We start from the raw sequence: 14,796 nt of genomic DNA, 5'->3' as shown, positions 1-14,796 counted from the left end.
ATCAAGCCTGCATGCCTGCATCCTTGAGCGCAGGAAACTGGGCGCGCCATGCGCGGACGATGGCAGGATCGATCTGGGTGCTGACGACACACTCCTGCTCGGCGGCATCGGCAATGACGAGGCCGTGGGGATCGACCACGAGGCTGCGTCCGGTGTAGGTGAAGTCGGGGTCGGTGCCGCAGCGGTTCACACCGATCGCGTAGGCGAGGTTTTCGATGGCACGGGCTTGCAGGAGCGAGATCCAATGATGGATGCGCTTTACCGGCCATGCGGCGATGTAGATGAGCACTTCGGCTCCTGCGCGGACGGCGCTGCGGGCGAGTTCGGGAAAGCGCAGGTCATAGCAGATCAGCGGTGCGATGCGCAGACCCTGCCATTCGAAGAGGGCGACCTCTGTGCCTGCCGTGTGGACGGTGCTTTCGCCACCGAAGGTGAAGGGGTAGTTTTTAGTGTAGCGGGCGAGGATGCTGCCATCGGGCGCGAGCGCGAGGGATTGGTTTTTGCCGAGGCCGTCGGCGGTTTGTGTGACGACACCGCCGATGACGCAGCTCTGATAGTGCGCGGCCATTTCGCGCAGGAACTGCTCGGTGGGCCCGCCTTCGGGTTCGGCGGTCACGGCGAGGTTCATGCTGAAGCCGGTGGAAAAAGTCTCGGGGAGGATGATGAGCGAGCCGGGCTGAGGGGCTGCGCTGGCGATCAAAGTGCGCGCTTTGGCATGATTGGCGGCTCGGTCTTCCCAGACGGAATCGATTTGGACGAGATGGAGTTTCATAGGCGTTCTTGGCTGGCACCCGGGCGAAGGCGGTCGGCGGACTCAGAGCTGTTGCGCGCACGCACCGTGATGAACCCGCTGGCGGAAAGGATGGCGATGCCGCAGACAATGGCAAAGGCATCAAACGACATGAACTTGATCATGGTGAAAGCCAGGGTGGGGGCGATGAGGCCGCGCAGGCCGGTGAGGAACGTGTGCACGCTCATGTATTCCGCGACGGCATGCTTCGAGGCGAGTTTGGTAACCCACAGTGCCCACGTCACGTTTCCGCCGGCATTGGCCATGCCCCACAAAGCCATGCCGAAGGTCCACCAGAAGAGACTGTGGCCCAGGAAAAAACACAGGATGCCCGCGGCAAAGAAGACATTGAGCACCGCACGCACGGTGAAGAGGTGGAAGCGGTCATACACCAGACCCCAGGGGTACGAAAAGATGACGCGGGCGAGCACCGGCACCACGCCGGTGATCCAGGCGACCTCAAATTCGGGAAGGTTGATGCCGTGCCGGGGATTGGCGAGGTATTCCACGAAGAGGCATGCTGCGGCGAGATTGCCAATGCCCATCATCATCCACGAGATGAGCAGGGTGCGGAAGTCGGGATCTTCTTTGACCCAGCGCATGGAACTCCAGAGGCTGGTGCTGGAATTTTCCGGGGCCTCCCATGGAGTGATCGGCAGACCATAGGTCCAGAAGCCGGAGATGAAGCCGCTCGCGGCAAAGGCCCACAGCAGCCAGGTGTAGTTGTCGATGTCCCAGCCGAGCATTTTCCCGCCCACAAAACCGAAACACATGGCCGCTGCGGCGCGGGTGACCCCCGTGACGGCATAGAGCTTGCCGCGTTTAGGGGCAGGGTAGTTGATGCGGTAAATCTGCGTCATCAGCGGGATCTGCATGGTGAAGCAGAACAACCCCAGGCTGAGACCGCCGATGTAGAGGAGCGGATCGTGTGGAAACGCCGCTGAAACGGCCATGCAGGCACCGCCGAGCAGTTGTACTTTGGCAGCCGTCCTTGCAATGGTGCTCTGGGCCCGGAGCAGCAGCGGCACCACAAACAAACTGGCCACCATGCCTCCGCTGGTGGCACTCAGGAAGATGGACTTCGCCTTGTCGCTCATGTGAAACACGCGCACGGCGATAAGCATGCCGAAGGTGGCGGTCAGGGTGTCGATGACCCCGGACGGAATCGAGCGCCACAGTTCATTGCGCAGGGTCCGGGTGGTGATGGCATCGGCTTCGGTCACGCGGGCTATTCGCATGAACAAAGATGCGCGTCCAGCACGGAGGCGGGACGCGCATCAGACGCGAGATCGAATTAGCGAGGCACGAGGCCTCTCCGCTGATTAGGCGACTTTCTTCGTCTTCTTGGCGGCAGGAGCCTTGGTAGCCGGAGCCGCTTTGGCGGCGGGGGCGGCCTTGGCAGCAGGGGTCTTCACCAGTTTTGGCTCAGGCATCGGAACGACTGTAAGCCATTCCTGATAGTGAACCCAGCTGTCGCTGCCTTCATCACGGAGGTAGTCGCTGTCGGAGAGTAGGCCACGCTTTTGGAAATCGATGATTTCCTTCTTAGCGAAGGGGCCAAATTCAACGAAGGAGCGGCTGAGGTATACGAGGTCTTTCATGGAGTGTTTTTTTATTGGGTTTTAGGTTAGGGGGAGTGGGCCTTACCATCACATCGGCTGTGGAACAAGCAGCAATCTTGCCACAGTTCCACAAAAAGTGCCCCCGCCCAATTGAGGGCCACTTTTTGCTCTGTTTTGGGCACTGTCTGCTTGCGGCGTCCGCTTCTGACCTCTAGTTTATATGACAATTAATGATTATTTGCCTCGAATCATCCATCCTGGGTGGGTACCTTTCCAACGAAGTGCCCGGATTGGTTACAGGTGTGCTGCATCTCGCTGGAGAAAACCAGCCCGTGAGAGTCGAATTGGTGGGTAATTTCTTGCGCGACATCGCTGGCTGCCGCGTGGATTTTCACAACCCGCTGCCTGATGGCAATGAAGGCCATGTCGATGCCATCGCCCACATGCAGCATGGCTACGGCGGCCTCATGACCGCCTCCTACCGCGTGGCAAAACTCCCGCGTCGCAGATCGCAGTCAGGAACCGTTATGACTCTCCCCGAGCCTCCCGGATTGAAGAATCTCCTCTTCTTTGAGTGGTTCAATCAGGAGCACCAGCGCATTTTGATTCAGTCCTGGCACCTGCAGCTGCGGGTATCTTCACCGCGCTGGCAGCTGAGCAAAGATGAAGAGGCTGCTTTGCTGCGTCAGAATCGTGCGCGGCGGAAGCATTTCTTGCTGGGGTCCAGCCGTAGTTCTAAAGCTGCCGACGCCCTGCACAGTCCTGGGTTCGACGATCCTTTTCAACCCGCGAAACCGGGCGGCGATCCCTTCGCGATCGTGAATCGGGATCATGCCATCGAGCCACCGCGCAAGACCCCTGCCAAGCCTAGAGGCAGCGCGGAGATGGATCCCGTCCCCCGCTCCGCGGCATTGGCAAAAGAACTGCGCCGGTTTCAGAGCCTGCTCGTTTTTAATGAAGAAGTGCGCACCCGCCCCGCAGTCCTGCGCCTGCTCTCCACCGTTGCTGACCTTGCCGCGCATCTCGTGCATGTGTTGCGTCAGTTTGCGGAGGCAGAAAAAGACCAGTGGCAGTTTCTGGTGGTCGATCTGGAGCAAAGCCTGCCTCTGTTCGCTGCAGCCCTGAATGCCACGGACAAGCTGGTGCAGCAGCACCCCCACGGCGCAGACATGGATTGGCTCGCCGGCGTTCAGGCCAGCCTCCTGAACATCGAACTGCGCATGCGGGAGCTTTTGGGACTGCTGCGCTGAGTGGGAGAAGGGTTGATCAGCAGCAGGCTTTCGTCTAGCATGGCACCATGCGTCTTTCTCACTATGCCCTGGCTCTGACCGTTATTCTGCTCGCCATCACCGGCTATCTGGCATGGGAAGCTGGGGAGGAGGCCAAAGGAGCGCGCAAGGAACTCGAACTGGTTCGCCGGCAGCAGGCTGCTCATGAGGCGGCCATGCCGCTCAAGCCGAGTACGGTGGCTGCACTGCCTCCTCCGCCCGAAGCGCCTCCCAGCGCGGTGCCACCTCTGGCCGGCAGTTCTCTCATGCCGGGTACACCCGCTACATATCCTTCTCCACCTCCTGCCGCCGCTCCCTTGACCGATTTGCAAAAGCAGGTCATGGGCATGCCCGTGTTCGCCAAAGTGATTGAAGTCCACAACGATGAAGGGTTTGCCGTCATCGATGCGGGCAAAAACAAGCAGCTTACTAGTGGCACCAAATTCGACGTGCGGCGTGGCAGCGGGCTTGTCGGCCGTGTGATCGTCGGGGATACCATCGATGCCGCTGAGTCTGTCGTGGATATCGACACCTCGGCGGTGCTTCCTGGCGTCCGGATTGAGCCCGGAGACGAATTGATCCACGCCGTTCGGAAATAGCTGTTCTTCAAGATGCCGCGTGAACGCCTCGATCTCGCCTTGCTGAAGCTCGGCATTGTACCCTCACGCGAGCAGGCCAAGCGCCTCATCATGGCCGGTGAGGTCAGCGTGATGGGTAAACGCATCACGCAGCCTGGCTGGCTCGTGGGCGAAGGGCAGCCTATCGTTGTCCGGGAGCGTCCCAGATTCGTCAGCCGTGGCGGTTTGAAGCTCGAGGGCGCCCTCAAACACTTCGAAATCGATGTCACCGGCATGACCGCTCTCGATGTCGGAGCGTCCACGGGGGGCTTCACTGACTGCCTGCTGCAACGCGGTGCGGCCAAAGTGTTCGCCTTTGATGTGGGGACGAATCAGCTCGCTTGGAAACTTCGCAGCGATCCCCGCGTCGTCTCTCGTGAGCAGTTCAATCTCCGCCACATGCAGCCTGAGGATGTTGGCCAGGAAGTTGACTTTCTCGTTGCCGATCTCTCCTTCATTTCTCTGACACTCGTCCTGCCTGCTGTGCTGCAGGTGTTAAGGCCGGGCGGGCAGGCGGTCGTTTTGATCAAGCCCCAGTTCGAACTGTCTCGCGAGGAGGTGGGGAAAGGCGGCATTGTCAGAGAGCCGGAATTGCATGCCAAAGCCTGTTCGCGCATCGAAGCGTTTGTGCGATCCCAAGCACACTTGGAATGGATGGGCTTGATCGAGTCTACTCTTCAAGGAACCGACGGAAATCGCGAGTTTCTGGCGTGGTTCCGAGTTTTATCCTAGCTCGTCACCCGGATTAAAAATCATAAATTTCACCGGAAGTAGAGTGACTCTCTCATTTTTGCGACGCTGCATCGATTGTTTTACCGAAATTTGACAATTTAGGGTTGCACGGTTGCAATAATTATCATAAAATACTATCACAGACACAACGCGCCATGAAAACTCTCACCCATTCTTCATTGCATCGCCGGGCTCGCTCAGCGTTCAGTTTCTTTGAGGTACTGATGTTTGTGGCAATCGTCGGAGTGATGGTCGGCATCGCCGTGCCGATGATCAGCCAGAACGATGCCGTATACGCCGCTCGTGATCGTCGAAATGCCCAGGAGCTTTGCTCCACCTGCATGATGGCTCAGGCTGCCCAGCTGGACTTCGTTCAAGGAGACAGCGTGATGGATACTGTGCGTGCGATCGTTCGCGGCGGTGTTTCCGTTCGTGGTGCGATGAGAGGCCGCGTTTTTGTGGTGCCGGGTCTCAGCGAAGAAGACATGAAGGGGGCTGCGAAGTACCTCCAGGTACGCGATGGCCAGCTGGTGTACACAAGCGAAGAGGTCTCGACCGGCGGCGGCCAGCGCCTCTGACGGGTCTACTGGCCGCGGTGCTGGCATAAACGGCGGTTGAGGAAAATCGGCCGCCTGTTCGCCTGTGGCTGCAGTTCAATTTGCCACGTGTTTTACCTTGCCTGCCGCCACCGTTTCCACCAGCATGTCTCTTCATGAATTCTGCTTTCATTAAAAAGAACTGGTACTTCTTCACCCCGGCTGTCATCCTCGTCATTCCGGCGCTCATCGTTTTGTTTTTCACGGTCAGCTATGGTTACAGCGTGTCGGATTCCATCAATGCGATGTTCCATATCGGTTCTACCAGCACGCGCCTCTCCCAGGGGTTTTCAGAGCATAAATTCAAAATGGTGCAGGTGGGCATGGATGGCAGGGCCGTCTTCAACACCATCCGAAATCCGATGGAAGGCAACGACCCCGGCGCTGATGTGGCCAACTGGCGCTACAGCCTGCCAGGCAGCGGCGCGAGCTACTACCACGAGCGCACCATTGTTCTGGCGAAGGACAAAAACGGCGTGCCGCGGGTCAAGCAGCGCATCAGCCGTTTCCGTCCTGCCAATTGATTCATCAAAAAAAGCGGCGTAAATGGCGCATCATCACGCATGAATCATCTCACGCCCCATCTTTTCAGAGCCTGCCTGGTTGTCCCGCTGCTGCTGCTGGCGGCGTGTGAAAGTTCCTCCCATATCAAGGGACTGCCAAAGGACCTTCCGGTCATCAATCTGCATGGCTCCGCGGACACTCCTGCGCACAGCATGGGACATGCGGACTATCCTTTCGCGGATAACGGCGACTATAAAACCGACTGGGCGGCCCAAGGCGGGCAGGGGGCTGGCATGGACTACTCATCGTGGCGTTCGTCTCATGGCGGATCCTCCTCGCGCAGTTCTTCGAAAAAGAAGACTTCGTCAAAGTCTGGGAGCAAGAGCAAGGCTACTGCGGGCAAAAGCTCATCCCGCAAAGGTGGCTCCTACACCATCAAGAGCGGGGACAGCCTGGGGGCCATCGCCAGAAAAAACGGCACCACGGTGGCTAAGCTCAAAGCGGCCAACGGCCTTTCTTCCGATTTCATTCGGGCGGGCAAAACCCTCAAGATTCCCTGAGAACTTGTGCGTCATGGACTCCCTTGCATCGCGGCAGCATGCCTGGCGTTGATCTTGGGCGGTGCTGCGGGAGTGCAGGCAGTCGCCTCCGAGCCTCTGCGTTTTTCCACCGTGGTCATTGATGCGGGGCATGGCGGAAGGGATGGCGGTTCTGCATGGAATGGGCTGGTTGAAAAAAACCTTTGCCTGGACGTTGCCATGCGCGTGGAAACGGGGCTGAAAGCGAGGGGCCTCAAAACCGTCATGACCCGCCGCACGGACACCTTTGTGGAGCTTGGGCAGCGGGCGCGCATCGCCAACCGCTCGTCCTCATCCATTTTTGTCAGCATTCATTTCAACGGTTCGCGGAAGACGAGCATCGCCGGCAGTGAGGTGTATTTCCGCAGCCCGCGAGGCAGAGGAATCGCCACCTCCATCAGCCGTTCGCTCCAAAGCGGCGTTTCGGGCAGTGTCCGGGGAGCTTTTTATGCAGACTACAAGGTGCTGCGTGAGACAGAGATGCCTGCCGTGCTGGTCGAATGCGGTTATCTTAGCAACAAGCGCGAGGCCCGGCGCTGCGCTGATCCCGGCCACCGCCAGAAGCTGGCAGATGCCATCATACGAGGGCTTTTGACTGCTCGAGGGAAGTGAGCCAGACGCAGCTTTCATTTCTTTTGAAAATTCACCTTTGCGAGGCTTCTGCGCGGCATTTGACGAAGCCCCTGCCGTGGTGGATGGAATAGGCAGTCCCCATGCCAGCCCCAGTCATCAACGCCAGCAACCCTGTTTTCCCGTTTCATCTTGTGCGGGCGGATTTGGAGCGCGTTGAGTCTGCCATCCTTGAACAGGCACGTGCCTTTGATCCCGGTGTCGAAGGCTATGTGAGTTATGTTTGCAAGACCTCGGGCAAGCGCATACGCCCCGCCCTCGCTGTCCTTGCCGGCGGTGCCACTGGCGGCACGCATGAGGGGCACACGCGCCTCTCCGTCATCCTCGAACTCGTCCACATCGCCTCTCTGGTGCATGATGACATCATGGACGGCGCGGACATCCGCCGTGCCCAGCCGACGGCGGTGGCGAAATGGGGCAGCAGTCTCAGCGTCCTTCTGGGAGACAGCCTCTTTGCGTATGCGCTCGAACTCGCCACCGAGTTTGACGACACTCATGTCTGCCGCACCATCGCCAGAGCCTCGCGAGATGTCTGCACCGGCGAGATCCTTCAGACTCAACGTCGTTTTGATTTCAACCTCTCTGTTACCGATTATCTCAAGATGATCGAGATGAAGACCGCCGCGCTCTTCGCTGCTGCCAGCGAGCTCGGGGCACGTCTCAATCAGCAGTCCGATGCCGTGCAGGCTTCCCTGCGTGACTACGGTCTGAAACTCGGCACCGCCTATCAGATCTACGACGACTGCCTCGACATCGTCGGAGACGAAAAAACGGTCGGTAAAACCCTCCGCACTGATCTGGCTCGCGGCAAGCTCACGCTGCCCATCCTTTACCTTCTCGAAGGCGCCACGGACGCTCAGAAGCAGAAGCTTAACCGCATGCTGCTCAAAGGAGAGCCGATGGACACCACCATTCTCGCCGGCATTGCCGACTACGAGGGGGCGGTGGAGCGCGCGGTGAAATTCGCTCAAAACATGCTCCTTGAAGCCCGTGCCGATTTGATGTGTCTCGGCGCGTCTCCGCATCGGCAGGCGCTTGAAGACATTGTCGGCTACCTGCACAGCCTGCTGGATCAGTGCCGGGCCATCCATTGAGTCTTTTGAATTGCGGCAAACGGTGGACTGAGAACAGCGCATCGACTCATGAGCCGCATCCATGACATCCCGGAAAACGACCGCCCGCGCGAGCGCCTGCTGCGCCTGGGGCCGCAGGCGCTCTCGGATGCCGAACTGCTCGCCCTATTCATCAATACAGGCACCAAAGGAGAAAACGCCCTGCAGATCGGCCAGCGCATCCTGCGCGACTACAAATCACTGCGTGACCTTTCCCGCCTGGAGCCGGCTGTACTGAGGAAGATCAAGGCCCTCGGCCCAGCCAAAACGGCCTTGCTCGCCGCTGCTTTTGAACTTGGACGCCGCTCGGCGCAGGAACCTTCCCATGCGGAGATCATCCTCGACCGGCCGCAGCTCATCTACGACTACATCGGCCCGGAGATGCAGGCCTTGGGGCACGAATCCGTCCGCATCATCCTCGTCAACACCAAGCTGGCGGTGGTGCGCAGCGAGGAGGTTTTCAAAGGCAGTTTGAATCAATGCATCGCCGAGCCGCGCGATCTGCTTCGCAAGGTGATCATTCACAACGCCTACGGCTATATCCTTGTTCACAACCACCCCTCGGGAGACCCCAGCCCAAGCGAGCCCGACCGGAGCCTGACCCGGCGCCTGCGGGATACCTCAGCGGCCGTGGGCATCCAGCTCCTGGATCACCTCATCGTGGGTGCACCCTCAGCCTCACGGGCGCAGCCGTATTTCAGCTTTAAGGAGCACGGGATGTTGTAGCTGATTCACTCATGAAAGCTCCAGATGGCGGAAGCCTCAAAGCCGGCTGGCAGTTTGGATGTAAGAAAGGATCGCGGTTTGCCTTCACCACTTGTTCGCCTGAATCACGTCCTTCTCTCCCTTGAGAAAGTTTACCAGATTCAGCGTGGCACGCATCGCCTGACGCGGCACGCTTTCATAGGTGCGTGAGCCGATGTGCGGGGTGATCAGCGCCTTGGGGTGCTTGAGCAGCGGGTGGTCGGCAGGAGGCGGCTCCACATCGAGCACGTCAGTGGCGTATCCGCCCACTTTGCCTTCATCCAGCGCGGCAATCATGTCAGGCATGTGAACGAGTTCCGCACGGGAGGTGTTCACCACGAGCAGCTCTGGCTTCGCCAGTTTCAGACGTTCATCGTTGACGAGGTTGCGCGTGCTTTCGCTGAGGTTCGCATGAAGGCTGAGGACGTCGATGTGCGGCAGCATCGTTTCGATCTGCTCGTGCTGGGTGATGCCGTGAACGTCCGCAAAGGCTTTGGGCCAGTACTGGGGCAGGTCCATCGCATGGATGTTCATGCCAAAGGCGGTGGCGCGCTTGGCGACTTCCTGGCCGATGCGGCCCAGGCCCACGATACCGATGGTCTTGTTCCAGATTTCATGGCCGGTGACGCGCTTCCACTGCCCGTTGCGCACGGCGTTGGCGGAATCGACGAGATTGCGCACCAGGGCCAGCAGCAGGCAGAACGTGTGCTCTGCCACGGTGGTGTGGTTCACGCCCGGAGTGAAAAGCACAGGCAGTTTTTTCTCGGTGCAGGCCGCCACATCGATCTTGTCCAGGCCGATGCCGTATTTGGAGATGACGCGAAGGCGGGGCAGGGCTTTGTCCAAAACAGCGCGGGTGATCTCGTCGTCGCCGCAGAGGAAGGCATCAAAGTCGCCAGCCAGTTCCAGCATGCGGCTTTCAGGCAGGGGGCCACGTTCGCGGTGCACCTCATAGCCTTGTGCGGCGAGCAGTGCGTGGTGTTCGCCGGGGGTGTCCTGATAGCTGGTGGTGGTGAGAAGGATGCGCATGGCTGGAATTCAGATTGCAGAGGTCGGTTTGCGGAAGCAGAGAGTGAACATGGGACAAGACGAAATCGAGCGCAACTTGGGTGTGCAGCCTCTGGACGGGATCATGACCGAGCATGAACTGGGAAATCACGACCTCGTGACTGCCAGCACGGAGCCCATGACCCACAAGGCCGTCCAGCGCGCCCGCAAAGGCCGCCGCCTGACCAAGCACATGAAACAGCGCATGGCAGATGCCCTGAATCTGCTCTTAAAGCAAAAAGGCGTGGAATTGGAGCGCCCGTGGGGAGTGAAGGACCTGTTCACGTACTGAATAATTCTTTCTCCTCCTCCCTGTTTCGTGATCACGGAGGTACGGAGGGAGAAGGACCATTGGTGTGGTGTTCGGATAGTCCGACGTGTATCACCCGGCTTGATGGCTGGCGCGGACCACGCTACGGTCACGCCACCATGTCCGACGCCATCGCCAGCCGCCGTTTCGTCACCTCAGCCGAAAAAATCGACTTTCTTTCCCCATGGACGCTGGAGGAATGGATCTGCCGCGGGGATATCGTGAACAATGAGCACCTCATGATGGTGCGGGCCAACATGGAGCCAGGGCGCAGCCATCCTTTTCATTCCCACCCCACCCGCGAGGAGTTGATCTATGTCATCGCCGGCAAAGCCGAGCAGTGGGTTGGCCAGCAGAAAAAAATCCTGGGCCCTGGTGACACCGCCTTCATTCCCATGGGAGAAATCCATGGCACCTGGAACGTGGGGGACGAAATGCTCGTCTTCCTCGCCATTCTCTCTCCGGCCAAGGCTGACGAGCCCGGTCTCGTGGATCACAGCGAAGAAGAGCCTTGGAAGTCCCTGCGGCAGGCCTAGTCTCCGCGCAGTTGCTTGCGCAAATCATTGATGCCGTCGCGGATGGCAAAGAGTTCGCCGCGGAATTCGTTGAGCAAATCCTGCTTGTCGCTCCATGCCGCATCCTCCATCAGCTCGTTCAGGGCCGCGAAAGCCTCATTGGCCCAGTTGAGGCAGCGGCGCAATATGGCCAGCGTATGGCCGGTGTGGAATGATCCGTCGAAATCCTCCATCCCGAGCGCTCCGGCCAGCTTCCCGCTGATGTTCATGGAATTGCGAATGAATCGGTCCAGCGCCGTGTTTCCATCGCTCGTGGCGGCATTTTCAGTGCGTTCCTCCGGGAGCTCCGTCAGCAGACGTATCACAAAGTCACGGGCCATGGTTTGCAGCGGGTGGGCTTCCTGGTCCTCCTTTTCCAGCAACTCTTCGAAATCCTCGCCAGCGAGTTCGTCCTGGAGGGCGGCGGTTTCAGGCATCCCTTCAAGATCTTCTTTCCAGGCTTCGCCCGCATCGTCCCCGTCTTCATCATCGTCCGCCTCGGATTCGCGATCCCGGCTGCCGCCAAGCATGTGGTCCCAGCCCATGACGAAGGCGATGCGGTCATCATGCATGCCCTCGATGCCGTATTTGTCGATGGCTTCCATGTTCGCGTCGGTGAGACGGTCGGACTGCTTGAGAGAATCTTCCCAGGATTCCTCGCTGTCATCAAATTCCCCGTCGTCATCTTTCGGCTCGGGGCGTTGAATGATGCCCGCCAGCCACTCGCGCATGGCGTGGAGATTGCTCATCTTTTGCGCATCCTCCTGCGCCTCGTCCATTTCCCACACCCATGCAGAGATGCTGACGTTAAAGTCCGTGGTCTCGATAAAAACGCGGCCGTTCTCTGCGGAAAACCATTCGATGTACAGAGAATTGTGCCAGGCGGACGCTGGTCCGACGAGGTCTTCATCCTCGTCACCGGAGGCCGTCTCCTGCTCCTCCGGCGCCGTGTGAACCTTCACTTTGCGGGAGGCCGTGATGTCGCCCACATGCCCCTTCTGCTTTGTCTGCAGGGTGGCGGCGGCGGACTGCCGCGCGGGATTGGGATTGGTAAAAATCACTTTGCAACCAGCCACGTCGCGCCAGGCGTCGCCCCTCAGATCGATGATGACGGGGTCTTCCCGGCCGACCAGCCAGAGCTTGCCGCGCACGTTGCCACGGGTGGTGTTGTCGATTTCGCCACGAATGATGGCGGTGTCCAGACGCAGGGCCATGCCTGCATGAGAGCGCCGTTCGGGCGGGATTGTCAAGAGTAAGGCACGGCTTGACTCTCCCCTCTGGCTCGCTTGAGATTGCCCGTCCGCGCCATGGAACTGATCTCGATCGTCGAAGCCCTTCTTTTTGCCACCCAGGAGCCCCTGGGCGTGCCGCAGATGTGTGCCGCCGTGAAAGAAACGGCGAAGGACATTCTGGATGCCGCCGCAGAGTCTGCCGGCGAGGATGGAAAGCCGCAGATGCAAATCCCGGAATGGGTGGCACCTCTGGCTGAAACAACGGAGGAGCAGGTGCGTGGCATTTTGGACGAACTGATCGCCCGCTATGCGGCGGAGAAGCACGCGTTTACCCTTGTGGAGCGCGCCAATGGCTGGCGCATCGCCGCCCGTGGCGAATACGCCGAGTGGTGTCGCGCTCTTTACCCCGGGAAAAAAGTGCAGCGCCTCAGCCAGCCGGCGCTAGAGACTCTCGCCATCGTGGCCTACCGCCAGCCCATTACGAAAGCCGGGATCGAAGCCGTGCGTGGTGTTTCGGTGGATGCGATGGTGCAGCAGCTTATCGACCGCGGCTTGATGAAAATCGAAGGCCGTGCCGACCTCCCTGGCCGCCCGCTGCTGTATGGCACCACAGAAGCCTTCCTCGATCATTTTGGTGTTCGTAGTCTCGATGACATGCCAAATGCTTCCGAACTCCGCCGTGTGAAGCTGCCGACTGCCGAGGAATCAGCCCCCGCCTCCGATCAGCCGCAGGAGCACCAGCTCTCCCTGGCTCCCGTGGCCCCTGCCGCGGCAGACGCGTCCTAAACCACCCCTTTTTTTCTCCAGCGGCCCATGTCCCTCGAAGAAGTGCGCATCAAGATCGACAGCATCGATCAGCAGCTGCTGCGTCTGCTGAACGAACGTGCCGAGCTGGTGCACGCGGTGGGCGAGATCAAACGCAAGGACGACCTGGACATCTATGTGCCGGGCCGTGAGGACAAGCTGCTGCGCAAGCTGGCGGAGATCAATCGGGCGCAAAACGGCCGCCTCACCGAGCGTGCGATCCGCGCGATCTATCGCGAGATCATGAGTGCGGCGCTGGCTTTGGAAGACAGCCTCAAGATTGCCTACCTCGGCCCCACCGGTTCATGGACGCACCAGGCGGCGGTGAACAAATTTGGTCACTGTGTGGAATACCTCGCGGAAGCCAGCACCGAAGGCGTGTTTGGCTGCGTGGCCACGCAGACGGCGGATTATGGCGTGCTGCCCATCGAGCACTCCACTGAGGGGGCGGTGCATCACACGCTGGATCATCTGGCTGACAGCGCGCTGCAGATTTATGCGGAGATTTTGTGGAAGGCGGATGCCGCCGTGATGGCGCAGGGGCCGCACAGCACGATCACCGAGATCCATGGCCGGGCGCAGATGCTGGCCCACTGCCGCCCTTGGCTGGCACAGAGCTTCCCGGGTGCCAGGCTCATCGAGTCTGCCAGCTCCAGTGCCGCGGCCTCGCTTGCGGCGCAGAATCCCACGGTGGCGGCTCTGGGCACGCCCTTGAGCGCGGAACTGCACGATCTGCGCGTCATCGCCACTTCGCCTCGCGAATACGCCACGCAGACCCGCTTCATCATCCTCGGCCGTCGCTCCGGACCGCCATCTGGCAATGACAACACGATGCTGATGATCCATTCCAAGGATCGGGTGGGAGCGCTGATGGAAGTGCTGCAGGTATTTGCCTCCCGCAATGTAAACGTGCGGCAGATCGAAAACCGTCCCACGGCGAGCGGTGCCGAGGCACGCTTTTTCCTGGAGATCAGCGGGCACCATTCGGACAGCACTCTCAAGCAGGCCATCTCCGCCCTCGAAATCGAAGGCATCGCGGTCCAGGTCAAAGTCCTTGGCAGCTACCCTGCTCCGGGGTGGGTTGAGGAACGGTAAGCCATGAAACTCCTGTGATGCGTTTGCTCCTGCTCCTGCTCGTTCTCATGCTGCCGTTGGGAGCGGAAGAGCCGGCGAAACCTGTGGAAAAGGCCGCTCCGTGGACAACAGAAGACTATGCGCGTTTCACGCCCGAGACGTTTCGCCTCCATCCGCCGGTGCTGCAGGTGATGGAGCGTGAGAAAATGGATCTGGGACTGCTGAGCGCGGCGATTTTTTACGCGACCAATACGGAGCGGGAGAAGAACAGGCTGCCCCCGTTCCAGACTTCGCTCGCTCTGAGAGCATGCGCGTATGAGCACTCGCGGGAGATGGCAGCGGGAAAGTTTTTCTCTCATGAGAATCCGCATGATCCCGCAAAACGCACGCCATGGCAGCGCATGGAGGCCTGGGGCGTGAAAAGTGGGGAGCGGGCTGAGAACATCGCCATGCGCACCTCGAACGGTCTGACCTACCTGGCTTTCGCGGATGAGATCGTGAGGCTGTGGATGAACTCAGCCAGCCACAGGGCGACCATTCTGAACCGCAACCTGGTTTTCCTAGGCTGTGGTGTGCATCCCTGCACCTGCGCCCAATTCCACATCTATGCCACGCAGAACTTTGCGTCGGTCGTGCCGTAAA

The 14,796-nt window shown here is 59.7% G+C and carries 19 protein-coding genes; 14 read left to right on the top strand and 5 right to left on the bottom strand.

What is annotated here, in order from left to right:
• Nucleotide 1: 1 nt before the first annotated feature.
• The 3 genes from ACILSO_RS00450 to ACILSO_RS00440 all read right to left on the bottom strand — a co-directional run bounded on the left by ACILSO_RS00450 (nucleotide 2) and on the right by ACILSO_RS00440 (nucleotide 2,391).
• Nucleotides 2-772 carry a carbon-nitrogen family hydrolase gene (locus ACILSO_RS00450; protein WP_395735390.1) on the bottom strand — a complete coding sequence of 257 codons (771 nt, stop codon included), beginning with the start codon at nucleotides 770-772 and terminating at the stop codon, nucleotides 2-4.
• Nucleotides 769-2,013: an MFS transporter gene (locus ACILSO_RS00445; RefSeq protein WP_395735389.1), complete on the bottom strand. Its 1,245-nt coding sequence runs from the start codon at nucleotides 2,011-2,013 to the stop codon at nucleotides 769-771. Before ACILSO_RS00445 ends, ACILSO_RS00450 begins: the two co-directional genes overlap by 4 nt.
• A 99-nt stretch (nucleotides 2,014-2,112) precedes the next feature.
• A complete protein-coding gene (locus tag ACILSO_RS00440) occupies nucleotides 2,113-2,391 on the bottom strand; it encodes a hypothetical protein (RefSeq protein WP_395735388.1) in 279 nt (92 codons plus the stop codon).
• Nucleotides 2,392-2,711: 320 nt separating this feature from the next.
• Between ACILSO_RS00440 and ACILSO_RS00435 the strand changes: the two genes are divergently transcribed.
• From ACILSO_RS00435 to radC, 9 genes are all read left to right on the top strand, one after another.
• A complete protein-coding gene (locus ACILSO_RS00435; protein WP_395735387.1) occupies nucleotides 2,712-3,602 on the top strand; it encodes a hypothetical protein in 891 nt (296 codons plus the stop codon).
• Between the two features lie 47 nt (nucleotides 3,603-3,649).
• The gene (locus tag ACILSO_RS00430; RefSeq protein ID WP_395735386.1) at nucleotides 3,650-4,219 is read left to right on the top strand and encodes a hypothetical protein; all 570 of its coding nucleotides are present in this window, start codon (nucleotides 3,650-3,652) and stop codon (nucleotides 4,217-4,219) included.
• Between the two features lie 12 nt (nucleotides 4,220-4,231).
• Nucleotides 4,232-4,969 (top strand): TlyA family RNA methyltransferase, encoded by a 738-nt coding sequence (locus ACILSO_RS00425; protein WP_395735385.1) that lies wholly within the window; start codon nucleotides 4,232-4,234, stop codon nucleotides 4,967-4,969.
• 155 nt (nucleotides 4,970-5,124) lie between these two features.
• Nucleotides 5,125-5,547: a type II secretion system protein gene (locus ACILSO_RS00420; RefSeq protein ID WP_395735384.1), complete on the top strand. Its 423-nt coding sequence runs from the start codon at nucleotides 5,125-5,127 to the stop codon at nucleotides 5,545-5,547.
• A gap of 134 nt (nucleotides 5,548-5,681) precedes the next feature.
• Nucleotides 5,682-6,089, top strand: a complete 408-nt coding sequence (locus ACILSO_RS00415; protein ID WP_395735383.1) for a hypothetical protein — start codon at nucleotides 5,682-5,684, stop codon at nucleotides 6,087-6,089.
• A 39-nt stretch (nucleotides 6,090-6,128) separates the two neighbouring features.
• Nucleotides 6,129-6,629, top strand: a complete 501-nt coding sequence (locus ACILSO_RS00410) for a LysM peptidoglycan-binding domain-containing protein (RefSeq protein ID WP_395735382.1) — start codon at nucleotides 6,129-6,131, stop codon at nucleotides 6,627-6,629.
• 6 nt (nucleotides 6,630-6,635) lie between these two features.
• Nucleotides 6,636-7,259, top strand: coding sequence for an N-acetylmuramoyl-L-alanine amidase (locus ACILSO_RS00405; RefSeq protein ID WP_395735381.1), 624 nt, complete (start codon nucleotides 6,636-6,638; stop codon nucleotides 7,257-7,259).
• Between the two features lie 101 nt (nucleotides 7,260-7,360).
• Complete coding sequence (locus tag ACILSO_RS00400) at nucleotides 7,361-8,371, top strand: polyprenyl synthetase family protein (protein ID WP_395735380.1); 1,011 nt, start codon at nucleotides 7,361-7,363, stop codon at nucleotides 8,369-8,371.
• Nucleotides 8,372-8,419: 48 nt separating this feature from the next.
• Nucleotides 8,420-9,115, top strand: coding sequence for a RadC family protein (radC, locus tag ACILSO_RS00395; RefSeq protein ID WP_395735379.1), 696 nt, complete (start codon nucleotides 8,420-8,422; stop codon nucleotides 9,113-9,115).
• Between the two features lie 84 nt (nucleotides 9,116-9,199).
• Here radC and ACILSO_RS00390 read toward each other — a convergent pair whose 3' ends face one another.
• Nucleotides 9,200-10,162 carry a phosphoglycerate dehydrogenase gene (locus tag ACILSO_RS00390; RefSeq protein ID WP_395735378.1) on the bottom strand — a complete coding sequence of 321 codons (963 nt, stop codon included), beginning with the start codon at nucleotides 10,160-10,162 and terminating at the stop codon, nucleotides 9,200-9,202.
• A 49-nt stretch (nucleotides 10,163-10,211) separates the two neighbouring features.
• Between ACILSO_RS00390 and ACILSO_RS00385 the strand changes: the two genes are divergently transcribed.
• Nucleotides 10,212-10,472 (top strand): hypothetical protein, encoded by a 261-nt coding sequence (locus ACILSO_RS00385; RefSeq protein WP_395735377.1) that lies wholly within the window; start codon nucleotides 10,212-10,214, stop codon nucleotides 10,470-10,472.
• Between the two features lie 137 nt (nucleotides 10,473-10,609).
• Nucleotides 10,610-11,026, top strand: a complete 417-nt coding sequence (locus tag ACILSO_RS00380) for a cupin domain-containing protein (protein ID WP_395735376.1) — start codon at nucleotides 10,610-10,612, stop codon at nucleotides 11,024-11,026.
• On the opposite strand, the gene ACILSO_RS00375 is transcribed toward ACILSO_RS00380, so the two are convergent.
• Nucleotides 11,023-12,258 (bottom strand): hypothetical protein, encoded by a 1,236-nt coding sequence (locus ACILSO_RS00375; protein WP_395735375.1) that lies wholly within the window; start codon nucleotides 12,256-12,258, stop codon nucleotides 11,023-11,025. The two genes, ACILSO_RS00380 and ACILSO_RS00375, sit on opposite strands and share 4 nt — an antisense overlap.
• A 93-nt stretch (nucleotides 12,259-12,351) precedes the next feature.
• On the opposite strand from ACILSO_RS00375, the gene scpB reads away from it, so the two are divergent.
• From scpB to ACILSO_RS00360, 3 genes are read left to right on the top strand one after another with little or no spacing between them, the layout of a single operon-like run.
• The gene (gene scpB, locus ACILSO_RS00370; protein ID WP_395735374.1) at nucleotides 12,352-13,062 is read left to right on the top strand and encodes an SMC-Scp complex subunit ScpB; all 711 of its coding nucleotides are present in this window, start codon (nucleotides 12,352-12,354) and stop codon (nucleotides 13,060-13,062) included.
• 27 nt (nucleotides 13,063-13,089) lie between these two features.
• A complete protein-coding gene (locus ACILSO_RS00365; protein WP_395735373.1) occupies nucleotides 13,090-14,175 on the top strand; it encodes a bifunctional chorismate mutase/prephenate dehydratase in 1,086 nt (361 codons plus the stop codon).
• A 17-nt stretch (nucleotides 14,176-14,192) separates the two neighbouring features.
• On the top strand, nucleotides 14,193-14,795 hold the full coding sequence (locus tag ACILSO_RS00360; RefSeq protein WP_395735372.1) for a CAP domain-containing protein: 603 nt from the start codon (nucleotides 14,193-14,195) through the stop codon (nucleotides 14,793-14,795).
• Nucleotide 14,796: the final 1 nt, after the last annotated feature.

The organism is Prosthecobacter sp., from assembly GCF_044226605.1.
Taxonomy (GTDB): Bacteria; Verrucomicrobiota; Verrucomicrobiia; order Verrucomicrobiales; family Verrucomicrobiaceae; genus Prosthecobacter.
The sequence above is the reverse complement of the archived record's forward strand: the minus strand, read 5'-3'. Positions and strand labels throughout refer to the sequence as shown.